The sequence below is a fragment of the Streptomyces sp. NPDC053560 genome (genome assembly GCF_044544605.1).
Taxonomy (GTDB): domain Bacteria; phylum Actinomycetota; class Actinomycetes; order Streptomycetales; family Streptomycetaceae; genus Streptomyces.
Map to the genome: position 1 here is coordinate 513256 of NZ_JBITXI010000004.1, position 25629 is coordinate 538884.

The window sequence follows — 25629 nt, forward strand, 5'->3', positions numbered from 1 at the left end:
CAGGATGCCGGCATGGATGCCGTACGTGTCGCGCTGCTGCGTGAAGTGCTCGCCGGGACCGAGTGGATTCAGGCCACCCGCCGCTTCGCCGGGTCGCTGCGGGCTTCCGTCGCGCCGCACGGCGGTGGGCTGCTGCTGGTCGGCAGCGCGGAGTACGAGCCGTGGCATCTGGCGGCGCATCTGGACGACGAGGCCGCCTGGTCCGGGCTGCCGGAGCTCTCCCCGACGCTGGTGCGGCACCGGGTACCGCTGGGTGTCCCGGCGCATCTGTCGGTGGGGCTCGGGCGGCTGGAGACGGCGCGGCGGGGTGAGACGCTGCTGGTCGTGGCGCCGGACGCGCCGGGGGGCGGGCTGCTGGAGCGGGTGCACGACGCGCGGCGCAACGGTGCGACGGTGCTGGCGCTGGATTCGGGTGACCGGGAGCTGGAGGCGTTGGCACATGACGCGCTGTCCGTGCCGTTGGCGGCGGTGCCGGCCGATCTGGATCTGGACACCGTGCAGCATCTGGTGAGCGCGGCTGCCGGGGAGAACAGCCTGCCGGCTCCGCGGCGGCACCGGCGGTTCCGTGACCGGCTGTCGCGGCTTGCGGATCAGTTGACCGCGCCGCCGCCTGCGCGGTGGTGAGCGCCCCCGGCGGGGGTCCGTGAGCGGCTTGCGGTGGTGCGGGATGCCCCCTGACGTCGGTGTTGGCGGTGACGGTCCTCCGGTCGTGGACGACGTGACCGTTCGCTCTGGTCACGAGTTCCGCCCCACACGGTGAGCTGTCCGCTCCCCGTAGAATTCGTCAAATGCACGAAGAACTGCGCGGGGCCCTGGGCGGGCTTCTCGACGGGCTGCCTGCGAAGCAGGCCTCGGCGGCCGTCGAGCGGCTGATCGCCAATTACCGGGGGCGTACACCGACCGACGCGCCGGTGCTGCGGGACCGGGCGGACGTCGCCGCGTATGCCGCGTACCGGATGCCCGCGACGTTCGAGGCCGTACGGGCCGCGCTGACGGAGTTCGGGGCGCGGGTGCCCGGCTGGGTGCCCGGCTCGCATCTCGACATCGGCGGCGGTACGGGCGCGGCGGCCTGGGCGGCGGCCGATGTCTGGCCGGGGCTGCGGACGACCGTGTGGGACTGGGCCGAGCCGGCCCTCGCCCTCGGCCGGGAGCTGGCCGAGGGGCGGCTGTCGGAGACGCGCTGGGAGCGCCGGGTGATCGGCGCCGGGCTGGACATGCCCGAAGACATCGACCTGGTGACCGTTTCGTATGTGCTCGGCGAGCTGACCGCTGGGGACCGGGAAGCGGTCGTGGCGGCGGCGGCCACGGCGCGTACGGCCGTGCTGATCGAGCCGGGGACTCCGGACGGGTATGCGCGTATTCGTGCTGCCCGCGAGCAACTGGTGGCGGCGGGGATGCGGGTCGTGGCGCCGTGCCCGCACAGCGCGGAGTGTCCTATTACTCCCGGTGAGGACTGGTGTCACTTCTCGGCCCGGGTGAACCGGTCCTCGCTGCACCGGCAGGTGAAGGGCGGGTCGCTGCCGTACGAGGACGAGAAGTACGCGTACGTCGCGGCGACCCGCGTGGCGGCCGAGCCGGCCGCGGCCCGGATCGTGCGGAAGCCGCAGCTGCGCAAGGGGCAGGTGCTGCTGGACGTGTGCACGGCCGAGGGGCTGGGGCGGCATACGGTCACCAAGCGGCAGGGCACCGTCTACCGCGCGGCACGGGACGCCTCGTGGGGCGGCACCGTGCCGGGTGAGGAGTAGGCGTGGACAGGAAGGCCCCGGACGCCGCGCGCCGCAGTGAGCGCTCGCGGCGGGCGATCTTCGATGCCGCGCTGTCGCTGGTCGGGGAGGTCGGCTACCAGCGGCTCACGATCGAGGGGATCGCCGGCCGGGCGGGTGTCGGCAAACAGACGATCTACCGGTGGTGGCCGTCCAAGGCCGACGTGCTGCTGGACGCCTTCACCGCGGAGGCGGACGTGGAGGGGCACGCGACCGGGCTGCCGGACACCGGGGACCTCGCGGCGGATCTGAAGGCCGTGCTGCGGGCCACGGTGGACGAGTTCCGGGACCCGGCCTTCCAGGCCCCGTACCGCGCGCTGGCGGTCGCCGGAGCGGCCGACGAGCAGCTCTCGGCGCGCTTCGTCGAGCGGCTGCTGGAGCCCGGCGTGCGGGCCTACGTCGAGCGGCTGCGGGTGGCGCAGGAGGCCGGGGAGATCGCGGCCGGAGTGGATCTGCGGATCGCGGCGGAGATGGTGCTGAGTCCTTTCTCACAGCGCTGGCTGATGCGGACCGGCGAACTGACGTACGCGTTCACCGACAGCCTTGTCGATACGGCGCTCGCGGGCATCCGTCCGCGCCCCTCTTGAGCGCCGGGTGCGCCCCCTTTACAACCCGTCCCGTACACCCCGAATCTCCGCTCCGGTCACCCCCGGAGGAGGATGGTGGCAGCATTGATCCCAGACCACCGCTCGAAGTGAGGGGATAGATGGAACGCAAGAGCAGGTTCTCCCAGTGGCTGCGCCGGCCGAGGAGCGGTACGGACGGCGTCGATACGGACACGGGATCCGCGGCCGGCGGCGGCCGCGAGGACCTGCTGCTGGCAGCGGCCGACGCGGGATTCCCGTTGGCCCCGGCGGCGCACCCCTCCGGCTACGGCTGTTCCTGTGAACGCATCGGCTGTCCCACCCCGGGCCGGCACCCCATCTCCTTCGGCTGGCAGACGGTCGCCACGACCGACCGCGAGAAGGTCCAGCAGTGGCTGCGAAAACACCCGCAGGCCAATTTCGTCACCGCCACCGGCATCGCCCACGACGTGCTGGACGTGCCCCTGGACGCCGGCCGGGCAGCCCTGGAGCGGCTGGAGGGCGAGGGCGTCGAGGTCGGTCCGGTCGCGCTGAGCGGCGCCGGGTACGGACAGGGCCGGATGCTGTTCTTCACCGCCACCCGCGGCACCCCGGACGACGAGGACGAGTGGTGGCCGTGCGAACTGGACTGCCACCCGGAGACGATGGACGAGCATCCGGGCCTGCGCTGGCACTGCCGCGGCAGCTACGTCCTGCTGCCGCCCTCCCGGCTCGGCGGGGACCAGCCGCCGGTGTCCTGGCTGCGCGGCCCGGAGCGCCCGCTGCCGGACCCGCTGTCCCTCCTGGAGGCGCTGACCGACGCCTGCGCCACGTACGCGGGCGAGCACGAGCACGAGTCGGCGGCCTGGCCCATCGGCCGCTGATCCCCGGCCGGCGTCAGCCTTCGACGGCGCCGGGCTCGCGGTCCTCCCCGCCGCGGGCGCCCGGAACGGCGGCCTTCGCGGCACGGGGCGCTCCCCTGCCGGGGGCGAGGAAGAGGGCGAGCGTGGGGATCAGGTAGAGGCACCAGACGACGACCTGGACGACCGTGGGGTCGGGCTGGAAGTTGAAGACGCCCTTGAGCAGGGTCCCGTACCAGCTGTCGGCGGGGATCTGTGCGCTGATGTCGAACGCCTTGCTGCCCAGGCCCGGGATGAAGCGGGCCTCCTGGAGGTCGTGGAAGCCGTACGCGAGGACGCCGGCGGCGACCACGACGAGCATGCCGCCGGTCCAGGTGAAGAACTTCGCCAGGTTGATCCGCAGCGCGCCGCGGTAGAACAGCCAGCCCAGCAGTACGGCGGTGAGCAGGCCGAGCACGACGCCGATGAGCGGCTTGGGCGTACCGTCCGAACTCGCCTGCACCGCCGCCCAGACGAACAGGGCGGTCTCCAGGCCCTCGCGGCCCACCGCGAGGAAGGCGGTGAGGACGAGCGCCGCCGTGCCCATCGCGAGCGCCGCGTCCAGCTTGCCGTGCAGCTCGGCCTTGAGGTGCCGCGCGGTGCGTCGCATCCAGAAGACCATCCACGTCACCAGGCCGACCGCGATGATCGACAGGGAGCCGCCGAGCGCTTCCTGCGCCTCGAACGTCAGGGTCTGCGAGCCGAATTGGAGCGCGGAGCCGAAGGCGAGGGCCAGGACGACGGCGGCCGTGATGCCGAGCCAGATGGGCTTCAGCGCGTCGCGGCGGTCGGTCTTGACCAGGTAGGCGATGAGGATGCAGACGACGAGGCTGGCTTCCAGCCCCTCGCGCAGGCCGATCAGATAGTTGCCGAACACGTCGGTTCCCTCTCGTGTGCGACGGAAGTCAGGCGAAGAGCGTCCGGCCCCACCAGTCGTCCTTGTCCCGGACGCCCGGCGGGACGGCGAACACGGCCGAACCCACGTGCTGGATGTATTCGTTGAGCGCGTCGTGGCGCGCCAGATTCGTCTGCAGCGGCACGAAGCCGTCCCGTACGTCCCGCTGGTACGCGAGGAAGAACAGCCCCGCGTCCAGCCGGCCCAGGCCGTCCGTGCCGTCGGTGAAGGAGTAGCCGCGGCGCAGGATGCGGGTGCCGCTGTTGGAGTCGGGGTGCGCGAGCCGTACGTGTGCGGTCGGCAGCATCGACTTCAGGTGCGGCGCGTCGAACTCCCGCTGCCGGCCGACGGCGGCGCCCTCGCCCTTGCTGCGGCCGAAGACGTCCTCCTGCTCCTTGAGCGAGGTGCGGTCCCAGGTCTCGATGTGCATGCGGATGCGGCGCGCGACGAGGTACGAGCCGCCCGCCATCCAGGCCCCGGCTCCGCGGTCGTCCTCCTCCCCCACCCAGACGTGCTTGTCGAGCGCGGCGGTGTCCGTGCCCGCGATGTTCCGGGTGCCGTCCTTGAAGCCGAACATGTTGCGCGGGGTGTGCGCGTCCGGCGTCGTGGAGGAGGTCTTGCCGAAGCCGAGCTGCGACCAGCGCACCGCGACCTTGCCGAAGCCGATGCGCGCGAGGTTGCGGATCGCGTGCACCGCGACCTGCGGGTCGTCGGCGCAGGCCTGGACGCACAGGTCGCCGTCGCTGCGGGCGGCTTCGAGGTTGTCGCCGGGGAACCCCGGCAGGTCGATCAGGGCCGCGGGCCGCCGGTCCTTGAGGCCGAAGCGGTCCTTGCCCTTCTTCTCGAAGAGGGTGGGGCCGACGCCGAAGGTCAGGGTGAGCCGGGACGGCTTGAGGTCCAGCGCCTCGCCGGTGTCGTCCGGCGGTGCCTCGGCGAGGCCGCCGACCGCGCCCTCGCCGACCGGCCGTCCCGCGGTCATCTTCGCGGCGGCGGCCGTCCACTCCTTCAGGAGGTCGATCAGCGCCTCCCGGTCGTCGGTGGTGACGTCGAACGCGGCGAAGTGCAGGCGGTCCTGGACGGCGGTGGCGATGCCGGCCTGGTGGGCCCCGTGGAAGGGTACGGCGTTCCCGGCGGCCGGCGCGGGGCCGTCGCCGGTGTTCAGCGCCGCGGCCGTGCCACCGGCCGCGACCGCGCCGAGCGCCAGCCCGGCGCCGCCCCAGCCGAGCAGCGCGCGACGGGACGGGGTGCGCGGGGCCGTGTCCCGGGCCTCCTCCGTGTTCCGGGTGATCTCCTCGGATTCCGGTGCTGCCATGGGGTCCTCCTACTCGGCCACGGCGGCGGCGAGCTTCGACAGCGGCTCGGCCAGCGCGCTCACGCCGTCGGACAGGTCCTTGCGGTCGTCCTTGGAGACGGTGTCGTACGCGACGAAGCCATCGCCCTCGCGGTACTCGTCCAGCTGCTCCCCGATCGCCTCGAACTGCTTGTCCAGCTCCCTGACCAGGGCCGGGTCGTTCTTCTTCGCGACCGGCTTCAGCAGCTCGTACGCCTTCTGCGCGCCCTCGACGTTGGCCTGGAAGTCGACCAGATCGGTGTGGCTGTAGCGCTCCTCCTCACCGGTGACCTTGCCGGTGTAGACCTCGTCCAGCAGCTCCTTGGCGCCGTTGGCCATGCTGGTGGGGGTGATCTCGGCCTTGCCGACCCGCTGCTGCCAGTCCTTGAGGTCCTTGATCAGCTGGTCGGCCAGCTTCTTGTCGTCCGCGGAGATCTTCTTCGTCTGCCACAGGGACTGCTCCAGCTTGTGCCAGCCGGTCCACTTCTGGCCGTCCTCCAGGCCGTCCTCGCGGACGTCGACCTTGGGGTCGATGTCGCCGAAGGACTCCGCGACCGGCTCGGTGCGCTCCCAGCCGATGCGCGAGGGCGCGTACGCCTTCTTCGCGGCCTCCAGGTCGCCGCTCTTGACGGCGTCGGCGAACTCCTTCGCCTTCGGCAGCGTCTCGTCGGCCTGCTGCTGCACGTACTTGCGGTAGTCGGCCACCGCGGCGTCCAGCTTCGGGTTCCGCTTCGCGGCGGCGCCCTTGCCGGTGACGGTGATCTTCTGCCGGATGCCGTCGCCCTTCATGCCGGGCTTGCAGGCGATCTCGTACGAACCGGCCTTCACCTCGGCGGTGATGGCGGCCTTGGTGCCGGGGCCGATGTTCTCCCGCTCGGTGACGATGCGGTCGCCGGGCGCGTAGACGTACACCTCGGTGACCTTGCTGCCCTTGTTCTCGACGGCGAGCTGGACGTGCCCGGCCGGGAACTCCGTACGGGACACCTTGCACGCGTCGTCGGACGCCGTCACCTGCACGGCACCGGCTTTCCCGGATCCCGCGACATCGCTCTTCGCGGCGCAGCCGGCGGCGGTGAGGGCGGCGGCCGCGGCGATCGCGGCAACAGTGGCGGAGCGGAGTGCTCGCATGCGGGCTCCAGGCAGGTTCGGACGGCGCTCGGACGAGGGGGACGGGTCCGGCGCACGTCGGTCTTCAACTAAGGCGCGCCTAACTTATCTGAGGCTTACCTGAACGCAACCCGGCTGTCCAGTGATCCCTCTCTCATGGAGAACGGGGGCATAACAGGCCTCCCAGCAGGGGGCAATGGCTTGGCAATGCGCTGGTCAAGGTAAGGGTCAGTAGCCCCGATGATCTCGGACCCTCTTGAATGGGCCCATGACCGATCTTCATGTGGTGCGGGTGTTCTGCGGGCCGGACGGCGGGGGCGGGAATCCGCTGGGGGTGGTGCGGGACGGTGGCGCGGTGCCCGGGCGGGCGGCGCGGCAGGCGCTCGCCGGGGAGCTGGGGTTCAGCGAGACGGTGTTCGTCGACGACGCCGGGCGCGGCACCGTCGACATCTACACCCCCACGCTGCGGCTGCCGTTCGCGGGCCATCCGCTGGTCGGCACGGCCTGGCTGCTGCGGCACCTCGGGGAGCCGGTGGAAGTACTGCGCCCGGCGGCCGGGGAGGTCGCGGTGCGGTACGAGAAGGAGCGCGTTTGGGTGCGCGCCCGCGCGGAGTGGGCCACGGGGCGCACACCCCAGCAGTACGCCTCGGCCGCCGAGGTGGACGCGCTGCCCGCGCCGCCGCCGGGCGAGGGGTGGCTGTACGCGTGGGCCTGGGCCGACGAGGCGGCGGGGCGGGTGCGGGCGCGGGGGTTTCCGCGCCGTATCGGCAAGCGCGGCGTCAGCCGCTCCGGTGGAGCCGGTGCCTGCACCGGGAACATCGACGAAGACGAGGCGACCGGAGCCGCGGCGCTGCAGCTCACGCACGAACTGGGCCGCGCCCTGGACGTACGCCAGGGCAGCGGCTCGCAGATCGTCACGCGGCCGGCGGCCGGCGGGTGGATCGACCTCGGCGGGCGGGTGGCGCTCCGCGAGGTACGGCGGCTCGGCTAGCGGTGCCGCACGCGACTCAGGCGCTCAGCGGACTGCGGCCGTCGCCGCCGAACTCCTCGCCGAGCTCGCGGAAGACCGCGGTGTTCAGCGCGAACGCGCGCTTGCACTCGTCGACCACCCGCTGCTTCTCCAGGTCGTCGACGGGCAGCGCGTCGAGCAGCTCGCGGTACTCGCGCTTGAAGGCGGCAGGGTTGCCGATGCCCTCGAAGACGTAGAACCGGACGCCGTCGCCCTTGCGCGCGAAGCCCCAGGTCTTCTCGGCCGTACCACGGATGATCTGGCCACCGGAGAGGTCGCCGAGGTAGCGGGTGTAGTGGTGCGCGACGTAGCCGGCCGGCCAGTCGCGGGCGCACTCGGCGACCCGGGCCGCGTACGCCTCGGTGGCCGGCAGCGGCCGGGCGGCATCGCGCCAGCCGGACCCGGCCAGGTGCGCGAGGTCGCGCTCCAGCTCGGGGGTGCGGGTCAGCTCCGGGCGGATGAAGGGGCCCGCGACCGGGTCACCGGCGAGGGCGTCGGCGCTCCGCTCCAGGGCGCGGTAGACGAACCACAGCTGCTCCGTGTAGCGGCGGTACGCCGTGACGCCGAGGCGCCCGCCGAGCATGTCGCCCATGAACGAGGAGTTCTCCGCCTCGGTGTGGGCCTCGTGCGACGCCGTGCGGATCAGCGTCGAGAAGGGCGTGGGCGGGGCGGAGCTGTGCGCGTCCATGGCGGGCCTCCAAGGACCGATGGGTAGCGGCCGGGAACCGATTGTGACAACTTAGGCTTACCTAAGTCAATCAGTTCCCGACAGCCTGTCGGTAAGAGCCTACCCGTCACCGCGCCCGAGGACCCCTTGTTCCGGGCAGCCCGTGGATCTCCGTTCAGGGCAGCGTGAGGATCTCCGCGCCGCTGTCCGTGACGACGAGGGTGTGCTCGAACTGCGCGGTGCGCTTGCGGTCCTTCGTGACGACCGTCCAGCCGTCCTCCCACATGTCGTAGTCGTAGCTGCCCAGCGTCAGCATCGGCTCGATCGTGAAGGTCATGCCGGTCTTGATCTCGGTGGTGTGGTGCGGGCTGTCGTAGTGCGGCACGATCAGGCCGGAGTGGAAGGACGTGTTCACGCCGTGGCCCGTGAAGTCGCGGACGACGCCGTAGCCGAAGCGCTTGGCGTAGGACTCGATGACCCGGCCGATGATGTTGATCTGCCGGCCCGGCTTCACGGCCTTGATGGCGCGGTTCAGCGACTCGCGGGTCCGCTCGACCAGGAGCTTGGACTCCTCGTCGACGTTGCCGCAGAGGTAGGTGGCGTTGTTGTCACCGTGCACGCCGTGGATGAACGCGGTGACGTCGAGGTTCACGATGTCGCCGTCCTGCAGGACGGTGGAGTCCGGGATCCCGTGGCAGATGACCTCGTTGACGGAGGAGCACAGCGACTTGGGGAATCCGCGGTAGCCGAGCGTGGAGGGGTAGGCACCGTGGTCGCACATGTACTCGTGCGCGACGCGGTCCAGTTCGTCGGTGGTCACACCCGGCTCGATGAGCTTGGCCGCCTCCTCCATCGCCTGGGCCGCGATCCGGCCCGCGACGCGCATCCGCTCGATGGTGTCGGCGTCCTGCACCTCGGGGCCCGTGTACGGGGTGGGCCCGGGCTTGCCGACGTACTCGGGGCGCGGGATGGAGGCGGGAACGGGGCGCTGCGGGGAGATGGTCCCCGGGACAAGAAGAGACTGGCCAGACATGCCAGCGAGTGTATCCGCGAGCCATCGGGCAGGATGGCGTCAGGCAAGGCGCCCACTGGCGGAGGAGGCCGGGATGGCACTGTTCAAGCGGGGTACGGCGGGAAAGCCCGGTGAGTGGTACTACTGCCTCAAGCACGGCACCGTCGAGGAGGGCCCCGAATGCCGGGCCGCCGACCGAATGGGCCCGTACGCGAGCCGCGAGGAGGCCTCGCACGCGATGGAGACGGCCCGGGAACGGAATGCCGAGTGGGAGAACGACTCCCGCTGGACCGACAAGAAGGCCGGGGACGGCGGTTCCTGAGCGCCCCGGCGGTCAGCCCGCCGACGCCCGCGCCAGATAGGTCGCGAGCCGGGCGCGGGGCACCGGCTCGCCGCCGCGGCGCGGGTGCACCGCGTTCGTCAGCAGCACGAAGAACGTGTCCGAGGCCCGGTCCAGCACCAGGCTCGTGCCGGTGAAGCCGGTGTGCCCCGCCGCGCCGCGCTCCGCCAGCTCGCCCATGAAGCCGGGCTGCGCGACGCGGAAGCCCAGGCCCGGCGGGGTGAGCATCAGGTCCACGGTCTCCGGGCGCAGGACCGGCCCGCCCCCGGTGAGCAGCGCCCGGCAGAGCACCGCGAGGTCCTGGGCCGTGGCGAAGAGCCCCGCCTGACCGGCGACACCGCCTACGGCGTAGGCGTTCTCGTCGTGCACCTCGCCGCGCACCACACCGCCCGTACAGGAGGGCCGCCGGGCCTTGAGCAGTGCCTCGGCCTCGGTGGCGGCCACCCCGGCCGGCGCCAGCGGCCCGTACGAGGTGCTGATCATGCCGAGCGGGCCGGTGATCCCGTCCCGGACGAGGGCGTCCAGCGGCTCCCCCTCGACCGCTTCCAGCAGCAGCTGGAGCGTGATGAAGCCGAGGTCGGAGTAGCGGAACGGGCCCGGTACGGCGCCGGCGGCCTCGGCCCACAGCGGCCCGAACCGGTCGTCCCCGGTGAGCGGCCCGTCGTACAGCGGCAGCTCGGCCGCCAGCCCGGAGGTGTGGGTGAGCAGGTGGCGGATCGTTACGGCGGGAGCGAAGGACGGCAGGTGGCGGGCCACCGGGTCGTCCAGCCCGAGCGCCCCGCGCTCCACCCGCTGGAGCACCGCGATGGCCGTGAACAGCTTCGACAGCGACGCGAGGTCGAAGACCGTGCCGGCCCGCACCGGCTCCCACCGCTCGCGGGCCAGCGGCACCCCGCGCCCCCGGTCCACGTCGTACGACCCGTACCGCAGCGCCCACCCCGCGGCCTCCTCGACCGCGACGACGGGGCCGCGCCCGGCCACCGCCACGACGCCCGCGCAGCACGGAGCGGGCCCTTCGGGGAGCGCGCGGATCTCCGCGACGAGCCGCCGGGTCCAGGCCGGATCGAGCCCCGCCTGAGCGGGGGTGCCGTGGCGCAGTGGTGCGGGTGCCTTCAGAGCCGGTTCCCTTCGCGGTGCGTACCGTCCTCCGTGGACTCCTCCCTACGCTGCCACGGACGGCACAGTCCCAGGAAGCACACGACCGCCAGAAGTGCGCAGGAACACTGGACGACGGCCATCGGCACGGCCGTCCCCTCACCCGCGATGCCGACCAGCGGGGAGGCCACCGCGCCCATGAGGAAGGTGGAGGTGCCCAGCAGGGCGGAGGCGGAGCCGGCCGCGTGCGAGGTACGGAGCAGCGCCTGGGTGTTGGTGCTCGGCATGACCAGGCCCATCGAGGCCATCAGCACGAACAGCCCGGCGGCCATCGGCACCAGGCCGACGTGCCCGAAGACGCCGGTGGACATCAGCAGCAGCGCGACGGCGGCGAGCGTGATCAGGCCCAGCCCGACCGCCAGCACCTTGTCCAGCGAGACCCGTCCGACCAGCACCTTGCCGTTGATCTGGCCGAGCAGGACCAGTCCGATGGAGTTGATGCCGAAGAGCATGCTGTAGGTCTGCGCGGAGGCGCCGTAGATCTCCTGGATCACGAACGGGGAGGCGCTGATGTACGCGAAGAGCGCGGCGAAGGCGAAGGCGGAGACCAGCAGGTAACCGGCGAAGACCCGGTCGGTGATGAGTCCGCGCATGGTGTGCAGCGCGGCGCCCAGGCCGCCCGCGTGCCGCCGCTCCGGCGGCAGGGTCTCGTGCAGCTTGCGCCAGACAACGAGGGTGAGCAGCACCCCGATGACGGTGAGCACGACGAAGACGCCGCGCCAGTCGGTGACCCGGAGGATCTGCCCGCCCAGGAGCGGGGCGACGACCGGTGCGACGCCGGATATCAGCATCAGCGTGGAGAAGAAGCGGGCCATCGCGACGCCGTCGTACATGTCGCGGACCACGGCGCGGGCGATGACGATGCCGGCGGCACCGGCCAGGCCCTGGACGAGCCGGGCCGCGATCAGGAACTCGGCGTTGGGGGCGACCGCGCACACGGCGGTGGCCAGGATGTAGACGACCATGCCGATGAGCAGCGGGCGGCGGCGTCCCCACTTGTCGCTCATCGGGCCGACGACCATCTGCCCGAGGGCCATGCCGGCGAGGCAGGTGGTGAGGGTCAGCTGGACGGTGGCGGCGGGGCTGTGCAGGGACTGGGTGACCGCCGGCAGGGCCGGCAGGTACATGTCCATGGAGAGCGGCGGTACCGCGGTGAGGCCGCCCAGGATGAGGGTGACGAGGAGGCCGGTGCGGCGGGCGGCGGCAGGAGCGGGAGAGGGCGCTGGGCCGCCGCTCGCGACGGGTATTCGGGGACTGGGGCGGCTCTGATGGCTCTCGGCCGTGGCGGGGCCGGGGTCCGACATGAGTGTCTCCATGGTTTGTAGATGTACGCACCATGGTGTCATGTCCGCGCGGACTCCGGCCCCTTTTTGCACGCCGGTCCCTTTCCTGCGGGCCTTCGTACGGCCTCGGTCAGTCGTATTCGTACGGCCCGGGTCAGGCGGACTTCAGCCCCGGGTCGCCCGCCTCGGAGACGAAGGACGCAGCGGTCGTCACGGGCGCGCCCTGCGTGGTCACGGCGGACACGGTCCGGTAGTCGGCACGTGCCGCGTCCTGCCCCAGCTCCACCCGCACATAGCCGCGACGACCGTTGTAGAACTTCATGTGCGGATTGGCGGACATATAGGCGTCCCAGTTGGCGGGCTTGTCGGCGCCGTCCTTGCCGCTGGCTATGGAGGTGGTCACGAACTCCACGCCCTGCGTCCGCGAGTCCTGGTCGGCGAAGTCCTTCTTGATGTCGAGCGCGTAGTGCACGTGCACATCGCCCGTGAGGACCACGAGGTTGTCCACACCCGCGGACTCGGCGCCGGCCAGCACCCGTTCCCGGGACGCGGTGTAGCCGTCCCAGGAGTCCATGCTGACCTTGTAGGCATCGCCGGGAACGGAGCGCCGCTCGGCGAAAGTGACCTGCTGCGGCACGACGTTCCACACCGCGCTGGAGCCGCGCCAGCCATCGATCAGCCAGCGCTCCTGCGTCGCGCCGGTCAGCGTACGGGCCGGGTCCGTGGACTCCGGGCCCGGCGCGTGCCAGCCGTCGCCGTACGCCTGGTCGGAGCGGTACTGCCGGGTGTCGAGGATGTCGAACTGGGCGAGCCGGCCGTAGTGCACCCGGCGGTAGAGCTGCATGTCGGAGCCGCTGGGCCGCTGCGGGCTGCGCAGCGGCTGGTTCTCCCAGTACGCGCGGTAGCCGGCGGCACGGCGGGCCAGGAACTCGGCCGGCGGCAGCTCGTCCTCGCTGACGTCGGACGCGTAGTTGTTCTCGACCTCGTGGTCGTCCCAGGTGACGATGAACGGGTGCGCCGCGTGGGCCGCCCGGAGGTCCGGGTCGGACTTGTAGAGCGCGTACCGCAGCCGGTAGTCCTCCAGCGTGACCGTCTCCTTGTTGAAGAGCGCGGGCAGCGTGCGGTCGGTGTAGTTGCGGGCGCCGCCGACGGAGTTCACCGGGTACTCGTACAGGTAGTCCCCGAGATGGAAGACGACGTCCAGGTCCTCCTCCGCCAGATGCCGGTAAGCGGTGAAGTAACCATCGTGGTACGCCTGGCAGGAGACGGCCGCCAGCCGCAGGCTCTGCGGCTGGGCACCGCGCGCCGGGGCTGTACGGGTACGGCCGACCGGGCTGATCCAGTCACCGGCGCGGAACCGGTAGTAGTACACCCGGTCCGGACCGAGACCGGTCGCCTCGATGTGCACGGAGTGGTTGAACTCGGGGTGCGCGTCGGCCTTGCCACGGCTCGCGATCCGCTGGAACTTCTCGTCGTGCGCGATCTCCCAGCGGACCGCGACCCGCGCGTCCGGCATGCCGTTGCCCGGCTCGTACGGGCGGGGCGCCAGCCGCGTCCACAGGACGACCGAGCCGGGGAGCGGGTCGCCGGAGGCGACGCCGAGCGTGAAGGGGTCCTCGCCGATCCGCTTCGCGTCCACCTCGGCGGCGTGCGCCACGCCACCGCCCGGCAGATTGGTCGCGAAGGCGAGCGTCGCGGCGGCACCGGCGGCGGTGAGAAAACGACGGCGGCCGAGGTGCTCGGCCGCGGCCCGCAACTGCTGGTCGTGCTGGGAGTGCTGAGTCATCTGCCCCTGCCCTGCCTGAAGTGTTCCCGGACTTCTCGTTGTCAGCAGTGATTGCAGAGGCAGGGAACGGCGCCGTGGCATCCGATGTACGACGCAACGATGACGGCGGGATGAGGACTGCGCCCGCAACGGACAATTCCCGTCCGTCCGGATGTAGGGGACGAAGAGCGGCTGGACGGGCCCGGCGGAACCGGGAGCACCCACGAAAGGGCAGGTCGCTGCGGGTGCGGCGAAGCCCGCGTCCTACGCTGCCGCCATGACAGACACCGAGAATCCGAAGGTGGCCGTGGTGACGGGTGCCGGATCCGGCATCGGACGCGCGGTGGCGCTGACGCTGGCGGCCGCCGGCTGGTCGGTGGCGCTGGCGGGACGGCGCGCGCAGCCCCTGGACGAGACGGCCGCCCTGGCCGGCGACGGCGCGGAGATCCTCACCACCCCCACCGACGTCGCCGACCCCGACGAGGTCGCCGCGCTCTTCTCCGCCGTACGCGACCGCTTCGGCCGGGTGGACCTGCTCTTCAACAACGCCGGCACGTTCGGCCCGCCCGTAGCGCTGGAGGACCTCTCCTACGAGGACTGGCGGTCGGTCGTCGACGTCAACCTCAACGGCGCGTTCCTCTGCGCCCAGGCGGCGTTCCGGGCGATGAAGGAACAGTCGCCGCGGGGCGGCCGCATCATCAACAACGGCTCCGTCTCCGCGCACGTGCCGCGCCCGAACTCCATCGCCTACACCGCGACCAAGCACGCCATGACGGGCCTCACCAAGTCCCTCTCCCTGGACGGCCGTCCGTACAACATCGCCTGCGGCCAGCTGGACATCGGCAACGCGGCAACCGAGATGACGGGCCGCATGCAGACCGGCATCCGCCAGGCCAACGGTGAACTGGCCGTCGAACCGGTCATGGACGCAGCAGACGTCGCCCGCACGGTCCTCCACATGGCCGCCCTCCCCCTGGAGGCAAACATCCAGTTCGCAACGGTCATGGCCACGACCATGCCTTACATCGGGAGGGGGTGAGGGGGCAGGGGGCAGGGGGTAGGGGGTAGGGGGTAGGGGGTAGGGGGACCAAAAGGCGGGAGGGCCGCCGGGGAACGGGGCATGGGCGGGCGCACCGGGGCACGGTGCCCGCCGGCCGCCCCGACGTGCACTCACACCCCCGTCACACGTCCCCCACACCCCGCCCCGACAACCTCCACCGCCCCTTTCGCGCCGGGCCCCAGATCCGCCGACCGCTCGGTACGATCCCGCGCATGCCTCCCCACAACGACCTGGACGACCAAGGGACCGCGCTCCTTCTGGAGTCCGCCACGACGCCCCGGGAGCGGCGCGCGGTACTGCGCCGCCGTCGCCACCGGCCGTCGACCCCGCGCGAGGCCCGCATCACCCAGCTCGTGGTCTCGCTGCTCTTCCTGGCAGGCGGCATCGGCGCCCTCGTCGAACACGTGGACGCACACACCTCGACCCGCACCATCGCGGCCTACCTCGCCCTGATCACCCTGTGCGTCGTCTCCGCCGAACTCAGCCGCCGCGGCCGCACCCGCATCAGCTTCTGGCTCCTGTGCACAGGAATGATCGCCCTGGGCCTCTCCACCCCGTTCCTCCTCTGACACACCGACCCCCAGCACCCCCGCCGCCCCACGTTTTTCGTGCAGTTGTGGAGACGGGTTTGTAACGAAGATCGGGCGACGCTGTGCGGATCCCCGCCACTCGGACACCCTCCCCGGCGTCAGCCCACGGGCCCCCATCGCTGCGTGCCGACGGTGCCGTCATGCCCGTGCGCTGCATTGAGCACGGACATCCCGCTGCGAAGCCGAAAGCCGCGGCGAGTCGACACCACGCCGTCCCCGTAGATGTCGCCCACGTACCAGACCTGCGCCCGCCCGGCCGGCGGCCGGCGGAGAGCGAGCTGCGTACGCAGGGCCTCGTTACCGGTGACCAGCACGAGAGCCCGACCACGGTGCCGTATCTCCACATCCATCGTCCGCCAGGGCGTGGCTCTGCCGCGTAGCTTCCGCCACAGGGTGAAGCTGGTCCGCACCCGCAGGAAGGCCGGAATCACGGTGATGGCCAGTACGACTCCGAGCCCCTTGCCGGCGTGAAATCCCTGATGCCCACCCGGGAGGAGCAGGAGGAAGGGGGCCGGCGAGATTGCCAGAAGAACCGCCCCTCGGAGCAGCCGCAGCCGCACCGAGCGACACGTGGCCGGAAACGAGCAGGCCGGGCCCGACGGCGGCGCAGGGGCCGGCGTCATCGTGGCGCGGCCCGACTCCACGGCCGGAATAGCAAGTTCCGGCAGGCGAACACCTGCCTTGGCGGCCCGGGTCAGCGCTACGGGAGAGGCACTGGCAAGCCCCTCGCCCCGCGATTCTCCCGCCGGGAGCTCCAGCATGCGGCGCGGCCCGCGCTTGCCCGGCACCGCGAGGATCGCACGGAAACGCGGATCGCCGACGACCCACACCGTCCGGATCTCCGCCTTGGCCTCGCGACCGGCGTCCGAAGGCATCCGCTCCAGCCACCAACGGCTGCGCCGAGTCCGGTCCACGTGACACCGCACCCAGGAATTCGGAGTGTCCGGACTCGGAACTTTGACCCATGCCCTGCCCCCATGGGCGGAGCGCGCACCGGCCGAGTGCGGAAGGCCGCTCTCATAGACCTGCCACGGATAGGCCCGCAGGATTCGGCGAAGCCGGAACACCTCCTTGAGCAGACCGACTTGGATGCACAGGCCGTAAATCAAAGCGGCAAAGGATCCCACTACCAGGAAGGCACTCAACCACACGGGGATGACGTGCACAGCGGCGAAAACCGCGCCGCCGTACGCCAGGCCGAGCGGGATTCCGAGCAGGCGCATCAGGAAAGACATCGTCCAGGCGCGCCGGGTGCCCTGGGCTCGCCAGGCGACGTCTCGTGTGGTTGCGCACGCCGAGGTCGAGCGCAGCGAAGCGGAAGACGCCGAGTGCACGCGACGCCCGGTGGAAGGGCTCACCCTGTTCTCCAATCAGCTCCATACCGACCGCGAACCCGCCGCCTGAGGCGCAGCATTCCGGGAGTGAACTCATCCCACGGCTCGACCGCACCCTCGGGGGCGCGCCGAACGCGCGCAACTAGCGCACCTGGCACCCCCGTGGAGTTTCCGGATGGGACGCCTGCCAATTTTCCGGGAGACGCAAGGTTGAACCTCAACCCACCGGCACATTCACCATGAATGCCGCCCTGTTCCCCAGGTACAGCAGCCCCTTGCCCGGGGTGACCGGGCAAAGGCCTGCTCAGGCGCCCGTCGGTGTCGCCGGCGATGACGACGTTGATGCCGCGGTCGGCGCCCGTCGAGATCAGCCTCTCGTACGCGTCGTCGCGACAGACGCCCACCGGGCCGCGCCACAGCGGCCGGGCGGGCGTCCCCGGGCGCGAAGCGCCCGGGGATTGCTATGCGGCGCTGTACTCGCGGTCCCGTCGGGCCATGCGTGTGCTGCCCCACGTGCCGAATGCGACGAAGACCGCTGCCAGGCCGGCGATCGCGGCTCCGTAGGAGGTCGGCTTCCAGGAGCCGTTCACCGGGTTGGCTGCGCCCTCGGGGTCGTAGCGGATCCGGAGCGTGTCGCCTCGCTCGACGCCGTTGTTGCAGCCGTCGCCCTCCTTGAGGTCCAGGGGGATCTCCTGGCCGTTCGGCCGCTGCAAAGTGCACCGGTCGGTCTTGCCCTTGTCCACCGCCACGACCTTGGCGTCGGTCACACGGCCGCGATCCTGCAGCGCGGCGTCCTGCCCCGCGAAGAGCGACAGAACACCCAGCCCTGCGGCCGCGACGACCATCGGAAGGAGCTGCCACGTCCCCCGCTTGTTCCGGGGCATGCGGCGAAGCGCGAAGAACGGCGTCAGCACGGAGGCGAGCGGCAGGAGGATCACTCCCAGTACGAAGCCTGTGCCCCTCATCCACGCGCTCAGCGGGACCGCAGGCCCCGCCCACGGGAGTCCGGCAATCCCGGCCGCGCACACGAGGTAGAACAGCAGCCATCGTAGGAGTGCCGGTCGATCCCCGCCGGCTTGCGTCTCAGCAGCACCCCGTACGCCGACGGCGAACTCTTCCTCTTTCCGAGTCATTTACCGATCCCATTCCTGGATTTCGCTGTCCCGCTGGTCTCGTACGCCTTGCCGTCAATCAACGACGATGTCGCTCGGATCAACCACCTTCAGGTTGCGAGCGAATTCGTCGAATGCTTCGATATTCGCGGACACCCAGCCGAGGTCGTCGCTGATGGTGCGCATGGACAGATCGATGCCGTGAGATTCCACGCGCCACCCGTAGTTGACCGACATGCAGAGGGCTTCGGCACCCTTCGGCACGAAGTGGCGGATGGAGCGCAGCCCCTTGCCGAGGTTGTCGGTGGTGAAATCCACGATCTGCGGGTCCTGCGCGGCTCCGGGCTCATTACGCTGCACCAGCGTGTCCAGGGCCTGGTCCACCGGCCCTTGCGAATCGGCCGCGTAGAAGAAGAACGGCACGAGGTCCCTGCGGAGATCCGGAGCGTACGCGAACAGGTGCTGCATGGGGATCCGCTGCGGGAACTGTTCGGAGAAGCCTTCGAGCATGCGCGCCAGTTCCTTCTCCTGCGACTTGTCGCGCGGGCCCCCGTCCCCGACGAGGGCACAGTGCAGCTCGGCGCTCTTCTTCGCCCACTTCCGCCGCTGCCGGTCGGCGCCCCTCCCCTCAAGAATCGGGACGGCAATCCACCCGTCCGCCGGGGCTTCGGTGAAGTCGAGTGCGTACGGAATGCTCATGCTGCGCTCCAGCGGAAGGTGGTCATGACGGCGTCGAAGAGTTCGGTAAGGATCTCGAGAAACTCCTGCGGAGTACCTTCGGGCGTGAGTGTGGTGAACGAGACGATGAGCCATTCGCTCACCTCACCAGGATCCGGCACCGGCACCACGTAGTTGACCTGCCGACTGGGCACCGAATCTTCGTTTTTCGGGTTGGCGGGGACGGATCGTTGGCAGCGCACGCCGGGCACTTCGTCCAGCGTGATGTCCTCCGACGGCCCGAAGTCCTTGGTCAGGTGGCTCATCGTCTCGCTCGGCGATATCTGTGCGGCGAGACCTGGGGAAACCTTGGAGACCAGGAAGGATGCGGGCGCGACGAATCCGTGGATCGGCTCCACGGGGAGGTAGATGTCGACGCCGTTCCGGCGCCTGGCGTCGGCGACGGCCCGGTTGAGCCGACCGTGCAGCTCAAGTCGGGCCTGCGTCACCTTGTCCTTGGGGGTCGCCGGGTCCAGGTATTTGACAGCGTGATCCACGATCCCCTTGATCGCGTCCTGTGTCTCGGACTTCGACCTCAAGGGGATGCGGTCCCATCCCGGCGGCATCAGGATCGTGTAGCCGCCAACCGCCGTACTGGGGATTTGCACGGTGCTCATTCCTCGCGTTTCGAAGGGAGCCGGTTACCAGGCCGACGAGGCCGGCACCTTCCAGGTGTTGCCCTTAAAATCGTTGTAGGCGTCCCAGCTGTCCTTCTTCCAGCCGCCCGTCGCGTCGCCGATGGCATTCAATGTGTCGTTGTCACCGAGCGCTTTGTCGCCGACGTCCGCGGCGAAACCGGTCCACTGCATTCCGGCCGCTCCGGCGTACGCCGCATGTCCGCCGAAGACTGTCGCGCCGGACACGGCATCCGGGTGTGCAGCAGCATTCGATTTGAGCCCCTGAAGGACGCCGATGGCTTCGTCGTCACCCTGGTTCAGAACCTTGCCGAGCTTCCCGATATCGGCGGTGTCGTCCGCCACCTTCCCGGCGTCCCTGGAGATCAGCTTCCGCAGGGTGTTCATCTCCGACCTGATTGCTGACTTCGAGGCGTCGTCCGTCGCGTTGGCGAGCGCGCGGGAGAGCTGGTTGCGCATGCCCTTGGTGGCGGCCAGCCCTTCCTTGAGACCCGCGGTGCGACTCGTGGCAGCCGCGGCACGCGCGCTCGAACCCGCTGCCTTCAGTCCCTTCACCGCGAGACCACCGGCGGCGAACGTGACCAGACCTATGCAGTCGAACGCCACGTCCATCCAGCTTGCCTTTCCGGCGGCAACCAGCATCATTCGACCGGCGACCACCGCAAGACCGATGGCGAGGCCGATGCCGACCAGCAGGTTCACACCGGGAATGAACATCGCCACGATGGCGAGTGCCGTCCCGATCCAGCCGAGGATGTCGAGGAACAGCTTGAACCCATCGGCATGCTCGGCCACCCAGCCGACGGCGTCGTCCCAGAGGCTGTCCTCGATGTCGTCGTCGAGTGCGTCCTCGATATCGCCGGCGATCTTGTTGCCGAGTCGGAGGTAGTGGCTCACCGCATCGGACATGCGGCCCTTGGCCTCGTCGACCTTGTCCTCGTCCTTCTCGTCGACCTTGGCCTGGCTGAGCGCCTTGCGCGTCTCCTCCTGCGCGTACTCCAGCTCCTTGGCCCACTCGCGCAGCAGGCCGCTCACCTTGGTGTACCGGCCCTCGACCTTGCTGAGCTTGTCGGCGAGGTCGCCGGAGCCCTCCTTGAGCTTGTCCGCGTACTTGCCCTTGAGGTTCTGGTTGTTCCCGGCTTGGCGGAGCAGTCGCGCCTGGTCCTTGATGGTGGTGGCGATGTTCTCGAGGCGGCGCGCCTCCTCACGGATGTCGTGCGGGTCGCCCGGCGTCGGATCGCCGTCGGAGATAGGAGACCAATCGACAGGTCGGTTGCCCATGTGTCTTCGCTCCTACTCGCTGTCGATCTTCTCGAAGCCCCGGATGACCTTCTTCACGTGGTCCTCCGTGCCCTTCATCTGCTCCATGAGCTCTTTGCGGTGGTCATCCCAGTTGTCCGCGAACTCCTCCATGGCGCTGATGATGCGGGTATGGCCGTAAGCGTCCGACATCGCCCCTTGATTCGCCCCGCAGTTGTTGAACTCTTTGCTGAGCCTGCCGAAGTGGCTCTTCATTGTGTTGAGCTCGTCGTAGTCGACAATGACGTCGCTCAATTCGCTCACCCTCCCCGTTGTTTGATCTTGTATGAGACCGCCTGCCGCCCCGCGGACCCGCGGGATGGCAGGCGTCGTGCTTGATCGAGAGTCTTAGCCCACCGGCACAGTCACACTGAACGCATCCCCGCTCCCCAGGTGGAGGAGGCCCTTGCCCGGGGTTACCGGGCCGCCTACCGAGCTGCGGCTCAGGCGGACGCCGATGAGTTCGCCGCTGGAGGTGTCCTGGGGGGAGAGCAGGAGGCCGCGCTTGGACTTCTTCAGGTCGACCTGCCAGCCGCTGAAGCCCGAGCAGACGTCGTCCTCGTCGCCGGCGATGACGATGCCGATGCCGCGTTCGGAGCCCCTGGAGATCAGGCGCTTGAACTCGTCCTCGGCGTCGCAGTCCTCCAGGAGTTCGCCGTCGTCGATGAGGATGACGATCGGGTGGTCGACGGATGCCGTCGCCACGGCCTCCTGCAGCTCGTCCTCCTCGATGTCGCTGCCCGTGAAGACCGCGAGGACGCCCCCCAGGCCCTTCAGTTCGCGCAGCGGGGAGGTTCGCGGGGCGGCGACGACCAGGCGGATGCCGCGGCCGGCGTACGTACGTGCCAGGTTCATCAGCACCGTGGAGCGGCCCGACTTCGCCGGGCCCGCGATCACGAAGGAGCCCGTTGCCAGGTCCGGGCCGAAGGCCGTCAGGTCGTCGCCGCCGACGCCCACCAGGCCCCACAGCGGCGAGGCGAACGCCACCGGGTCGATGTGCTGCCACGCCTGGTCGAAGGTCATACGGCTGGGCAGCGAGTCCACCCGGAACGGGCGCAGGGTGCGCGGCACCGCCGCGTCCCGGCGGGTCGCCCCCTCCCCGATCGCCGCGAGGGCCGCGTTCTGGCCCTGGCCGGTGGCGTCCTCGCTCAGCAGCGCGAACTGGACCTCGGTGCCCGTCTCGTTGCGGAAGGCGCGGCCCGGCGGGATCTCGTCCGGCACCTTGCGGCTGTTGATGCCCAGCATCGAGAAGTCGGTACGGTCCGCGAGGCGCAGGCCGTACTTGTCCTCCGTCAGCGAGGAGATCCGGCCGGTCAGCAGCGTCCGGTCACCCGTGATCACCAGGTGGATGCCGACGCTCGCGCCCTCACGCATCAGGGTCAGCAGCTCGTCGGTCAGCTCGCCGTGTTCCAGCTCGCCCAGCGAAGTGGCCCAGCCCTCCCAGCGGTCGAGCAGCACCACGATGTGCGGCAGCCGCTGGTCCTCCGGCGTCCCGGCGCGCTGCTCTCCGATGTCCGCGAAGCCGTACTCCGCGAGCAGCTCCTGCCGCTTGCTCGCCTCCGCCGACAGCCGGCGGACCAGGCGGACGGCCCGCTCGCTCTGGTTGCGGCCCACCACGGCGCCGCAGTGCGGCAGCTTGGTCAGCGCGTTGAGCGCGCCGTTGCCGCAGTCGATGCCGTACAGGTGGACGTCGGCGCAGGAGAGGGTACGGGCCAGCGAGCCCGCGATCGTCCGCAGCACCTGGGAGCGGCCGCTGCGCGGCGCTCCCGCGATGAGCAGGTGGCCGAAGGTGGCGAAGTCGACCGCGGCGGCTCGGCGGGCCTGGCTCGACGGCAGGTCCTCGATGCCGTACGGCGCCGGGGGCAATGCGCCCTGGCCCCGCACCGGCGGCAGGTCCTCCGGGAGCAGCTTCTCCGTCAGGGCAGGCAACCACGGGCTGTGCTGCTGCGGGATGCGCAGGTGGGCGTTGGCCTCCCGGACGGCGTCGACCAGGACCTTCAGGTCGGTGATCTCCTCTTCCTCGCTCTTGGCGGCGGCGGGCTTCGCCAGCGCGGCGCGGCCCAGGCCCGCCCAGTCCAGCTCCCCGGTCCACGGGGCGATGGCCATCGGGTCCACGGTGCCGGGGCGACGGCCGCCGACACGGCCGGACTGGAAGGGGATGAGCGAGGCGGCGCCGGTACGCACGTAGGCGCGGCCCGGGGTGTTCTTGGAGATGTTGCCGGCCTCGGGCGAGTCGATGACGTCCGAGGACTCGCCGCCGTCGGTGACGCGCAGGGCGATACGGAGGTTGGTGTTGGCCCGGATCTCCGGCGAGACCACGCCGGACGGCCGCTGGGTGGCCAGCATCAGGTGGATACCGAGGGAACGGCCACGCTGGGCGATGTTGACCAGGCCGGTGACGAAGTCGGGAAGGTCGCGGACCATGGACGCGAACTCGTCGATGACGAGCAGCAGTCGGGGCAGCGGTGCCATGCCCGGGTTGCGGCGCACCAGGTCCTGGTAGTCCTCGATGTCCTTCGCACCGACCTGGGCCAGGATGTGCTCGCGGCGGTGCAGTTCGGCGCCGAGGGACTCCAGGGCGCGCTCGACGAGGTGGGCGTCGAGGTCGGTGACCATGCCGACGGTGTGCGGCAGGTGGACACAGTCCTTGAACGCGCTGCCGCCCTTGTAGTCGACGAGCACGAAGGTCATGTTCTCCGGCGTGTTCGCCACCGCCAGCGCGGCGACGATCGTCTGGAGCAGCTCGGACTTGCCGGAGCCCGTCGTACCGGCGATGAGGCCGTGCGGTCCGTCCTTGCGGATGTCGATGCCGAACGGTCCGTCGTACGACTCACCGACCATCGCCAGCGTGGACTGCCCGCCGGTCTGCCAGCGGGCGGCCACCGCGTTGGCCGTCGGCGGCTCCATCCCGATGACGTCGAGGAGCCGGCTGGCGTCCGGCAGCGCGCTGTCCGTCGTCTCGCCGCTGATGTCGCGCAGCGGGGCGAGGGACCGGGCCACCCGGGCGCACCAGGCCGGCGACACGAAGTCGGGCCGTACGCCGAGAATCTTGGCCGCGCCCTCCTGCTGCACGCGCAGCCGCAGCACGGAGGGGTCGATCTGCTCCGCGGCCGTCGGCACGGCGGCGATGGGGGCGCCGCTCTGGTTGTCGAGGGAGAGCATCACGGCGGCGGTGTTGGTCAGCGCCGGCGAGGTGGCCGCGGCCGACTTCTTCTTCCGCTTGCCCTTGCCCTTGCGGCGCGACCGGCCGGCCTCGGCCGCCTTCTTCCGCTGCTCGTCCTCGGCGGCCCGGCGCAGCGCTTCGTACGCGTCGCTCGCGCCGCCGCCGACCTGCCGCTCGTGCCGGGCGTGCCGGGCGTTGCGCGGCTCCGCGATCACGACGCCCTTGCACTCGCCGGGCAGGAAGCGCTCCTCGGCGTCCAGGCAGATCGCGTACATCGATACGGCCGGGCCCTCCTGGAGCAGCCGTACGACGCCGGGCATCGAACGCAGCCGGCGCGAGCCGTCCCAGACCACGACGATGTCGGGGTCGGAGAAGCCCACCTGGCCGCGGTTCTCCTGGGCGGCCTTCTGCCGGGCGTCGAGGATCTGGGTGAGTTCACCGATCCGGGCGCCGACGGTCTCGGCGTCGTTGCCGATGAGGACGTTGGCGTCCTGCGCCGTCGGACGGGCGTGCGGCAGCCAGCGGACCCAGTCCCAGCCGGCCTGCGCGTGCGCGTCGGTGAGTACGTAGAACTGCACGTCCAGCGGGCTGTGCAGGACCGCCGCCTGCGCCACTGCCCACCGCGCCAGGCTGCGCGCGGTCTCGTCGGGGCCCGCGAAGCCGATCACGCCGAGCTTGCCCAGGTGCAGGGCGACGGGGGTGTCGGCGATGTCCCAGGTGACCTGGCGGCGGTGGTCGTCCTGCTCGGGGTCGTCGAGGACGACGGCGGAGGGCAGCCGGCCGGTGCCCACCCGCAGCAGCAGGTGGTCGGCGTCGCTGCGGCGGCGCTCCCACAGCCGGGTGCGGGGGCCGGTGGCGCCGGCCCAGATCGTGCCGGGGTCCGGGTGGTCGAGGCGGCGGTCGCCGCGCTCCAGGACCAGCGCCTCCTGCGCGTCGCGCTCGATCCGGGCCTTGTGCTCCTCGTACTCCTCGACCTGCTTGGCGTGGGACTTGCGGCCGTGCTTCTTGTCCCAGAAGTAGTTGCCGATCATGATCAGCGGGCTGAATACCGCCATCACCAGGTACGTCGCGCGCCCCATCACCATCGCCATGGTGATGGCCATGACGAGGGGGGACGCCGCCATCAGCCAGGGCAGCGGCCGGGCCTCGTACTCCTTGGGCGGCGAGGGCAGCCGGAACTTGGTGGTGCGCTCCGGCGGGCGCAGCCGCGGCGGGCGGTTGTAGTCGAGCGCGGAACCGTCGTCGGACCACTTCAGGGCCGCGTCCGGCGGCAGGTAATGGGCCACGTCGAGCAGGGTGTTGCCGAGGGCGAGCTGGGAGCCGACGGGCAGCTGCTGCCCGTCGAACGGCTTGCCGTCGACGCGCACCTCCAGCTTGGGCTCCGCGTTCTCGGGCACCGGCGCCGCCGCGCCGGGCTGCCCTTCCGGCTGCTCGCCGCCGTGCACGACCAGGCGGAGGTCGTCGGCGGAGACCACGTAGAGCGTCATCGCGCGCTGCGGCAGTTCCGGGTCGTTGACGACCAGTTGGCAGTTCGGGTGGGAGCCGATGTCGTACCGGCCGATGCCGAGCCGGTGCACGGCGCCCGAGTCGGGACCGCCGGCCACCCGGATCTCGATGAGACCGGACTGCTCGCCGGGCAGGGAGCCGGAGGGGTCGTCCAGGCTCACCACCGCGCCGTCGCGCAGCGGGGAGGTGGTGACGGTGTGTGCCGGATCCAGTGGGTAGTTGTCGACGTAGAGCACGGGGACGGGCTGCCCCGCACCGGCCCCGCCCCGTACACGACGCGCCAACTCCCAGGCGACGGCGTCGATTCGGGTCTCCGGGTCGGCGTCGAGGACGAGGTCTGTGCTGGCCTGCGCATAGGGGTCGACAACGGTCAGCTTCAAACGCACTTACGCTCCTCCTCGAAATGCCTCTCTACGCCGAAGAGA

General features: G+C 70.9%; 23 protein-coding genes. 8 read left to right on the forward strand and 15 right to left on the reverse strand.

Annotated features, from left to right (window positions below):
• The first annotated feature begins 12 nt into the window (after positions 1-12).
• The 4 genes from ACIGQF_RS12040 to ACIGQF_RS12055 all read left to right on the forward strand — a co-directional run bounded on the left by ACIGQF_RS12040 (position 13) and on the right by ACIGQF_RS12055 (position 3210).
• The gene (locus ACIGQF_RS12040) at positions 13-624 is read left to right on the forward strand and encodes a hypothetical protein (RefSeq protein ID WP_399708357.1); all 612 of its coding nucleotides are present in this window, start codon (positions 13-15) and stop codon (positions 622-624) included.
• 164 nt (positions 625-788) lie between these two features.
• Positions 789-1745 carry a small ribosomal subunit Rsm22 family protein gene (locus tag ACIGQF_RS12045; RefSeq protein ID WP_399708359.1) on the forward strand — a complete coding sequence of 319 codons (957 nt, stop codon included), beginning with the start codon at positions 789-791 and terminating at the stop codon, positions 1743-1745.
• A gap of 2 nt (positions 1746-1747) precedes the next feature.
• Positions 1748-2350: a TetR/AcrR family transcriptional regulator gene (locus ACIGQF_RS12050; protein WP_399708361.1), complete on the forward strand. Its 603-nt coding sequence runs from the start codon at positions 1748-1750 to the stop codon at positions 2348-2350.
• 119 nt (positions 2351-2469) lie between these two features.
• The gene (locus ACIGQF_RS12055; RefSeq protein WP_399708364.1) at positions 2470-3210 is read left to right on the forward strand and encodes a bifunctional DNA primase/polymerase; all 741 of its coding nucleotides are present in this window, start codon (positions 2470-2472) and stop codon (positions 3208-3210) included.
• A gap of 13 nt (positions 3211-3223) precedes the next feature.
• Here the strand turns inward: ACIGQF_RS12055 and efeU are convergent, their stop codons facing one another.
• From efeU to efeO, 3 genes are read right to left on the reverse strand one after another with little or no spacing between them, the layout of a single operon-like run.
• Positions 3224-4102 carry an iron uptake transporter permease EfeU gene (gene efeU / locus ACIGQF_RS12060; RefSeq protein WP_399708366.1) on the reverse strand — a complete coding sequence of 293 codons (879 nt, stop codon included), beginning with the start codon at positions 4100-4102 and terminating at the stop codon, positions 3224-3226.
• A gap of 28 nt (positions 4103-4130) precedes the next feature.
• Entirely contained in the window at positions 4131-5432 is a 1302-nt protein-coding gene (efeB, locus tag ACIGQF_RS12065) for an iron uptake transporter deferrochelatase/peroxidase subunit (RefSeq protein WP_399708368.1), read from the reverse strand.
• 9 nt (positions 5433-5441) lie between these two features.
• Positions 5442-6578, reverse strand: coding sequence for an iron uptake system protein EfeO (gene efeO, locus ACIGQF_RS12070; RefSeq protein ID WP_399708370.1), 1137 nt, complete (start codon positions 6576-6578; stop codon positions 5442-5444).
• Positions 6579-6825: 247 nt separating this feature from the next.
• On the opposite strand from efeO, the gene ACIGQF_RS12075 reads away from it, so the two are divergent.
• Entirely contained in the window at positions 6826-7548 is a 723-nt protein-coding gene (locus tag ACIGQF_RS12075; protein WP_399708372.1) for a PhzF family phenazine biosynthesis protein, read from the forward strand.
• A gap of 16 nt (positions 7549-7564) precedes the next feature.
• On the opposite strand, the gene ACIGQF_RS12080 is transcribed toward ACIGQF_RS12075, so the two are convergent.
• Positions 7565-8254 carry a heme oxygenase (biliverdin-producing) gene (locus ACIGQF_RS12080; RefSeq protein WP_399708375.1) on the reverse strand — a complete coding sequence of 230 codons (690 nt, stop codon included), beginning with the start codon at positions 8252-8254 and terminating at the stop codon, positions 7565-7567.
• Between the two features lie 154 nt (positions 8255-8408).
• Complete coding sequence (map, locus tag ACIGQF_RS12085) at positions 8409-9266, reverse strand: type I methionyl aminopeptidase (RefSeq protein WP_399708377.1); 858 nt, start codon at positions 9264-9266, stop codon at positions 8409-8411.
• Positions 9267-9339: 73 nt separating this feature from the next.
• Here map and ACIGQF_RS12090 point away from each other — a divergent pair, with 73 nt between their 5' ends.
• Positions 9340-9567, forward strand: coding sequence for a hypothetical protein (locus ACIGQF_RS12090; RefSeq protein WP_399708380.1), 228 nt, complete (start codon positions 9340-9342; stop codon positions 9565-9567).
• A gap of 12 nt (positions 9568-9579) precedes the next feature.
• Here the strand turns inward: ACIGQF_RS12090 and ACIGQF_RS12095 are convergent, their stop codons facing one another.
• The 3 genes from ACIGQF_RS12095 to ACIGQF_RS12105 all read right to left on the reverse strand — a co-directional run bounded on the left by ACIGQF_RS12095 (position 9580) and on the right by ACIGQF_RS12105 (position 13809).
• A complete protein-coding gene (locus tag ACIGQF_RS12095) occupies positions 9580-10683 on the reverse strand; it encodes a serine hydrolase domain-containing protein (RefSeq protein ID WP_399708659.1) in 1104 nt (367 codons plus the stop codon).
• Positions 10684-10697: 14 nt separating this feature from the next.
• Positions 10698-12044 (reverse strand): multidrug effflux MFS transporter, encoded by a 1347-nt coding sequence (locus tag ACIGQF_RS12100; RefSeq protein ID WP_399708383.1) that lies wholly within the window; start codon positions 12042-12044, stop codon positions 10698-10700.
• 133 nt (positions 12045-12177) lie between these two features.
• Entirely contained in the window at positions 12178-13809 is a 1632-nt protein-coding gene (locus tag ACIGQF_RS12105) for an alkaline phosphatase D family protein (protein WP_399708387.1), read from the reverse strand.
• 256 nt (positions 13810-14065) lie between these two features.
• On the opposite strand from ACIGQF_RS12105, the gene ACIGQF_RS12110 reads away from it, so the two are divergent.
• Together ACIGQF_RS12110 and ACIGQF_RS12115 are read left to right on the forward strand one after the other, a co-directional pair.
• Complete coding sequence (locus ACIGQF_RS12110) at positions 14066-14827, forward strand: SDR family oxidoreductase (RefSeq protein ID WP_399708390.1); 762 nt, start codon at positions 14066-14068, stop codon at positions 14825-14827.
• 233 nt (positions 14828-15060) lie between these two features.
• Complete coding sequence (locus tag ACIGQF_RS12115) at positions 15061-15417, forward strand: hypothetical protein (RefSeq protein ID WP_399708393.1); 357 nt, start codon at positions 15061-15063, stop codon at positions 15415-15417.
• 119 nt (positions 15418-15536) lie between these two features.
• Here ACIGQF_RS12115 and ACIGQF_RS12120 read toward each other — a convergent pair whose 3' ends face one another.
• From ACIGQF_RS12120 to ACIGQF_RS12150, 7 genes are all read right to left on the reverse strand, one after another.
• Positions 15537-16673, reverse strand: a complete 1137-nt coding sequence (locus ACIGQF_RS12120; RefSeq protein WP_399708396.1) for a hypothetical protein — start codon at positions 16671-16673, stop codon at positions 15537-15539.
• A 560-nt stretch (positions 16674-17233) separates the two neighbouring features.
• A complete protein-coding gene (locus ACIGQF_RS12125) occupies positions 17234-17737 on the reverse strand; it encodes a hypothetical protein (RefSeq protein WP_399708399.1) in 504 nt (167 codons plus the stop codon).
• 222 nt (positions 17738-17959) lie between these two features.
• Positions 17960-18583: a hypothetical protein gene (locus tag ACIGQF_RS12130; protein WP_399708402.1), complete on the reverse strand. Its 624-nt coding sequence runs from the start codon at positions 18581-18583 to the stop codon at positions 17960-17962.
• Positions 18580-19218 carry a hypothetical protein gene (locus tag ACIGQF_RS12135; protein WP_399708405.1) on the reverse strand — a complete coding sequence of 213 codons (639 nt, stop codon included), beginning with the start codon at positions 19216-19218 and terminating at the stop codon, positions 18580-18582. The genes ACIGQF_RS12130 and ACIGQF_RS12135 overlap by 4 nt, the downstream gene beginning before the upstream one ends.
• Positions 19219-19242: 24 nt before the next feature.
• Positions 19243-20517, reverse strand: a complete 1275-nt coding sequence (locus tag ACIGQF_RS12140; protein ID WP_399708408.1) for a hypothetical protein — start codon at positions 20515-20517, stop codon at positions 19243-19245.
• 12 nt (positions 20518-20529) lie between these two features.
• Positions 20530-20799 carry a hypothetical protein gene (locus ACIGQF_RS12145; RefSeq protein ID WP_399708411.1) on the reverse strand — a complete coding sequence of 90 codons (270 nt, stop codon included), beginning with the start codon at positions 20797-20799 and terminating at the stop codon, positions 20530-20532.
• A gap of 84 nt (positions 20800-20883) precedes the next feature.
• Positions 20884-25590 (reverse strand): FtsK/SpoIIIE domain-containing protein, encoded by a 4707-nt coding sequence (locus ACIGQF_RS12150; RefSeq protein ID WP_399708414.1) that lies wholly within the window; start codon positions 25588-25590, stop codon positions 20884-20886.
• Between the last annotated feature and the right edge of the window lie 39 nt (positions 25591-25629).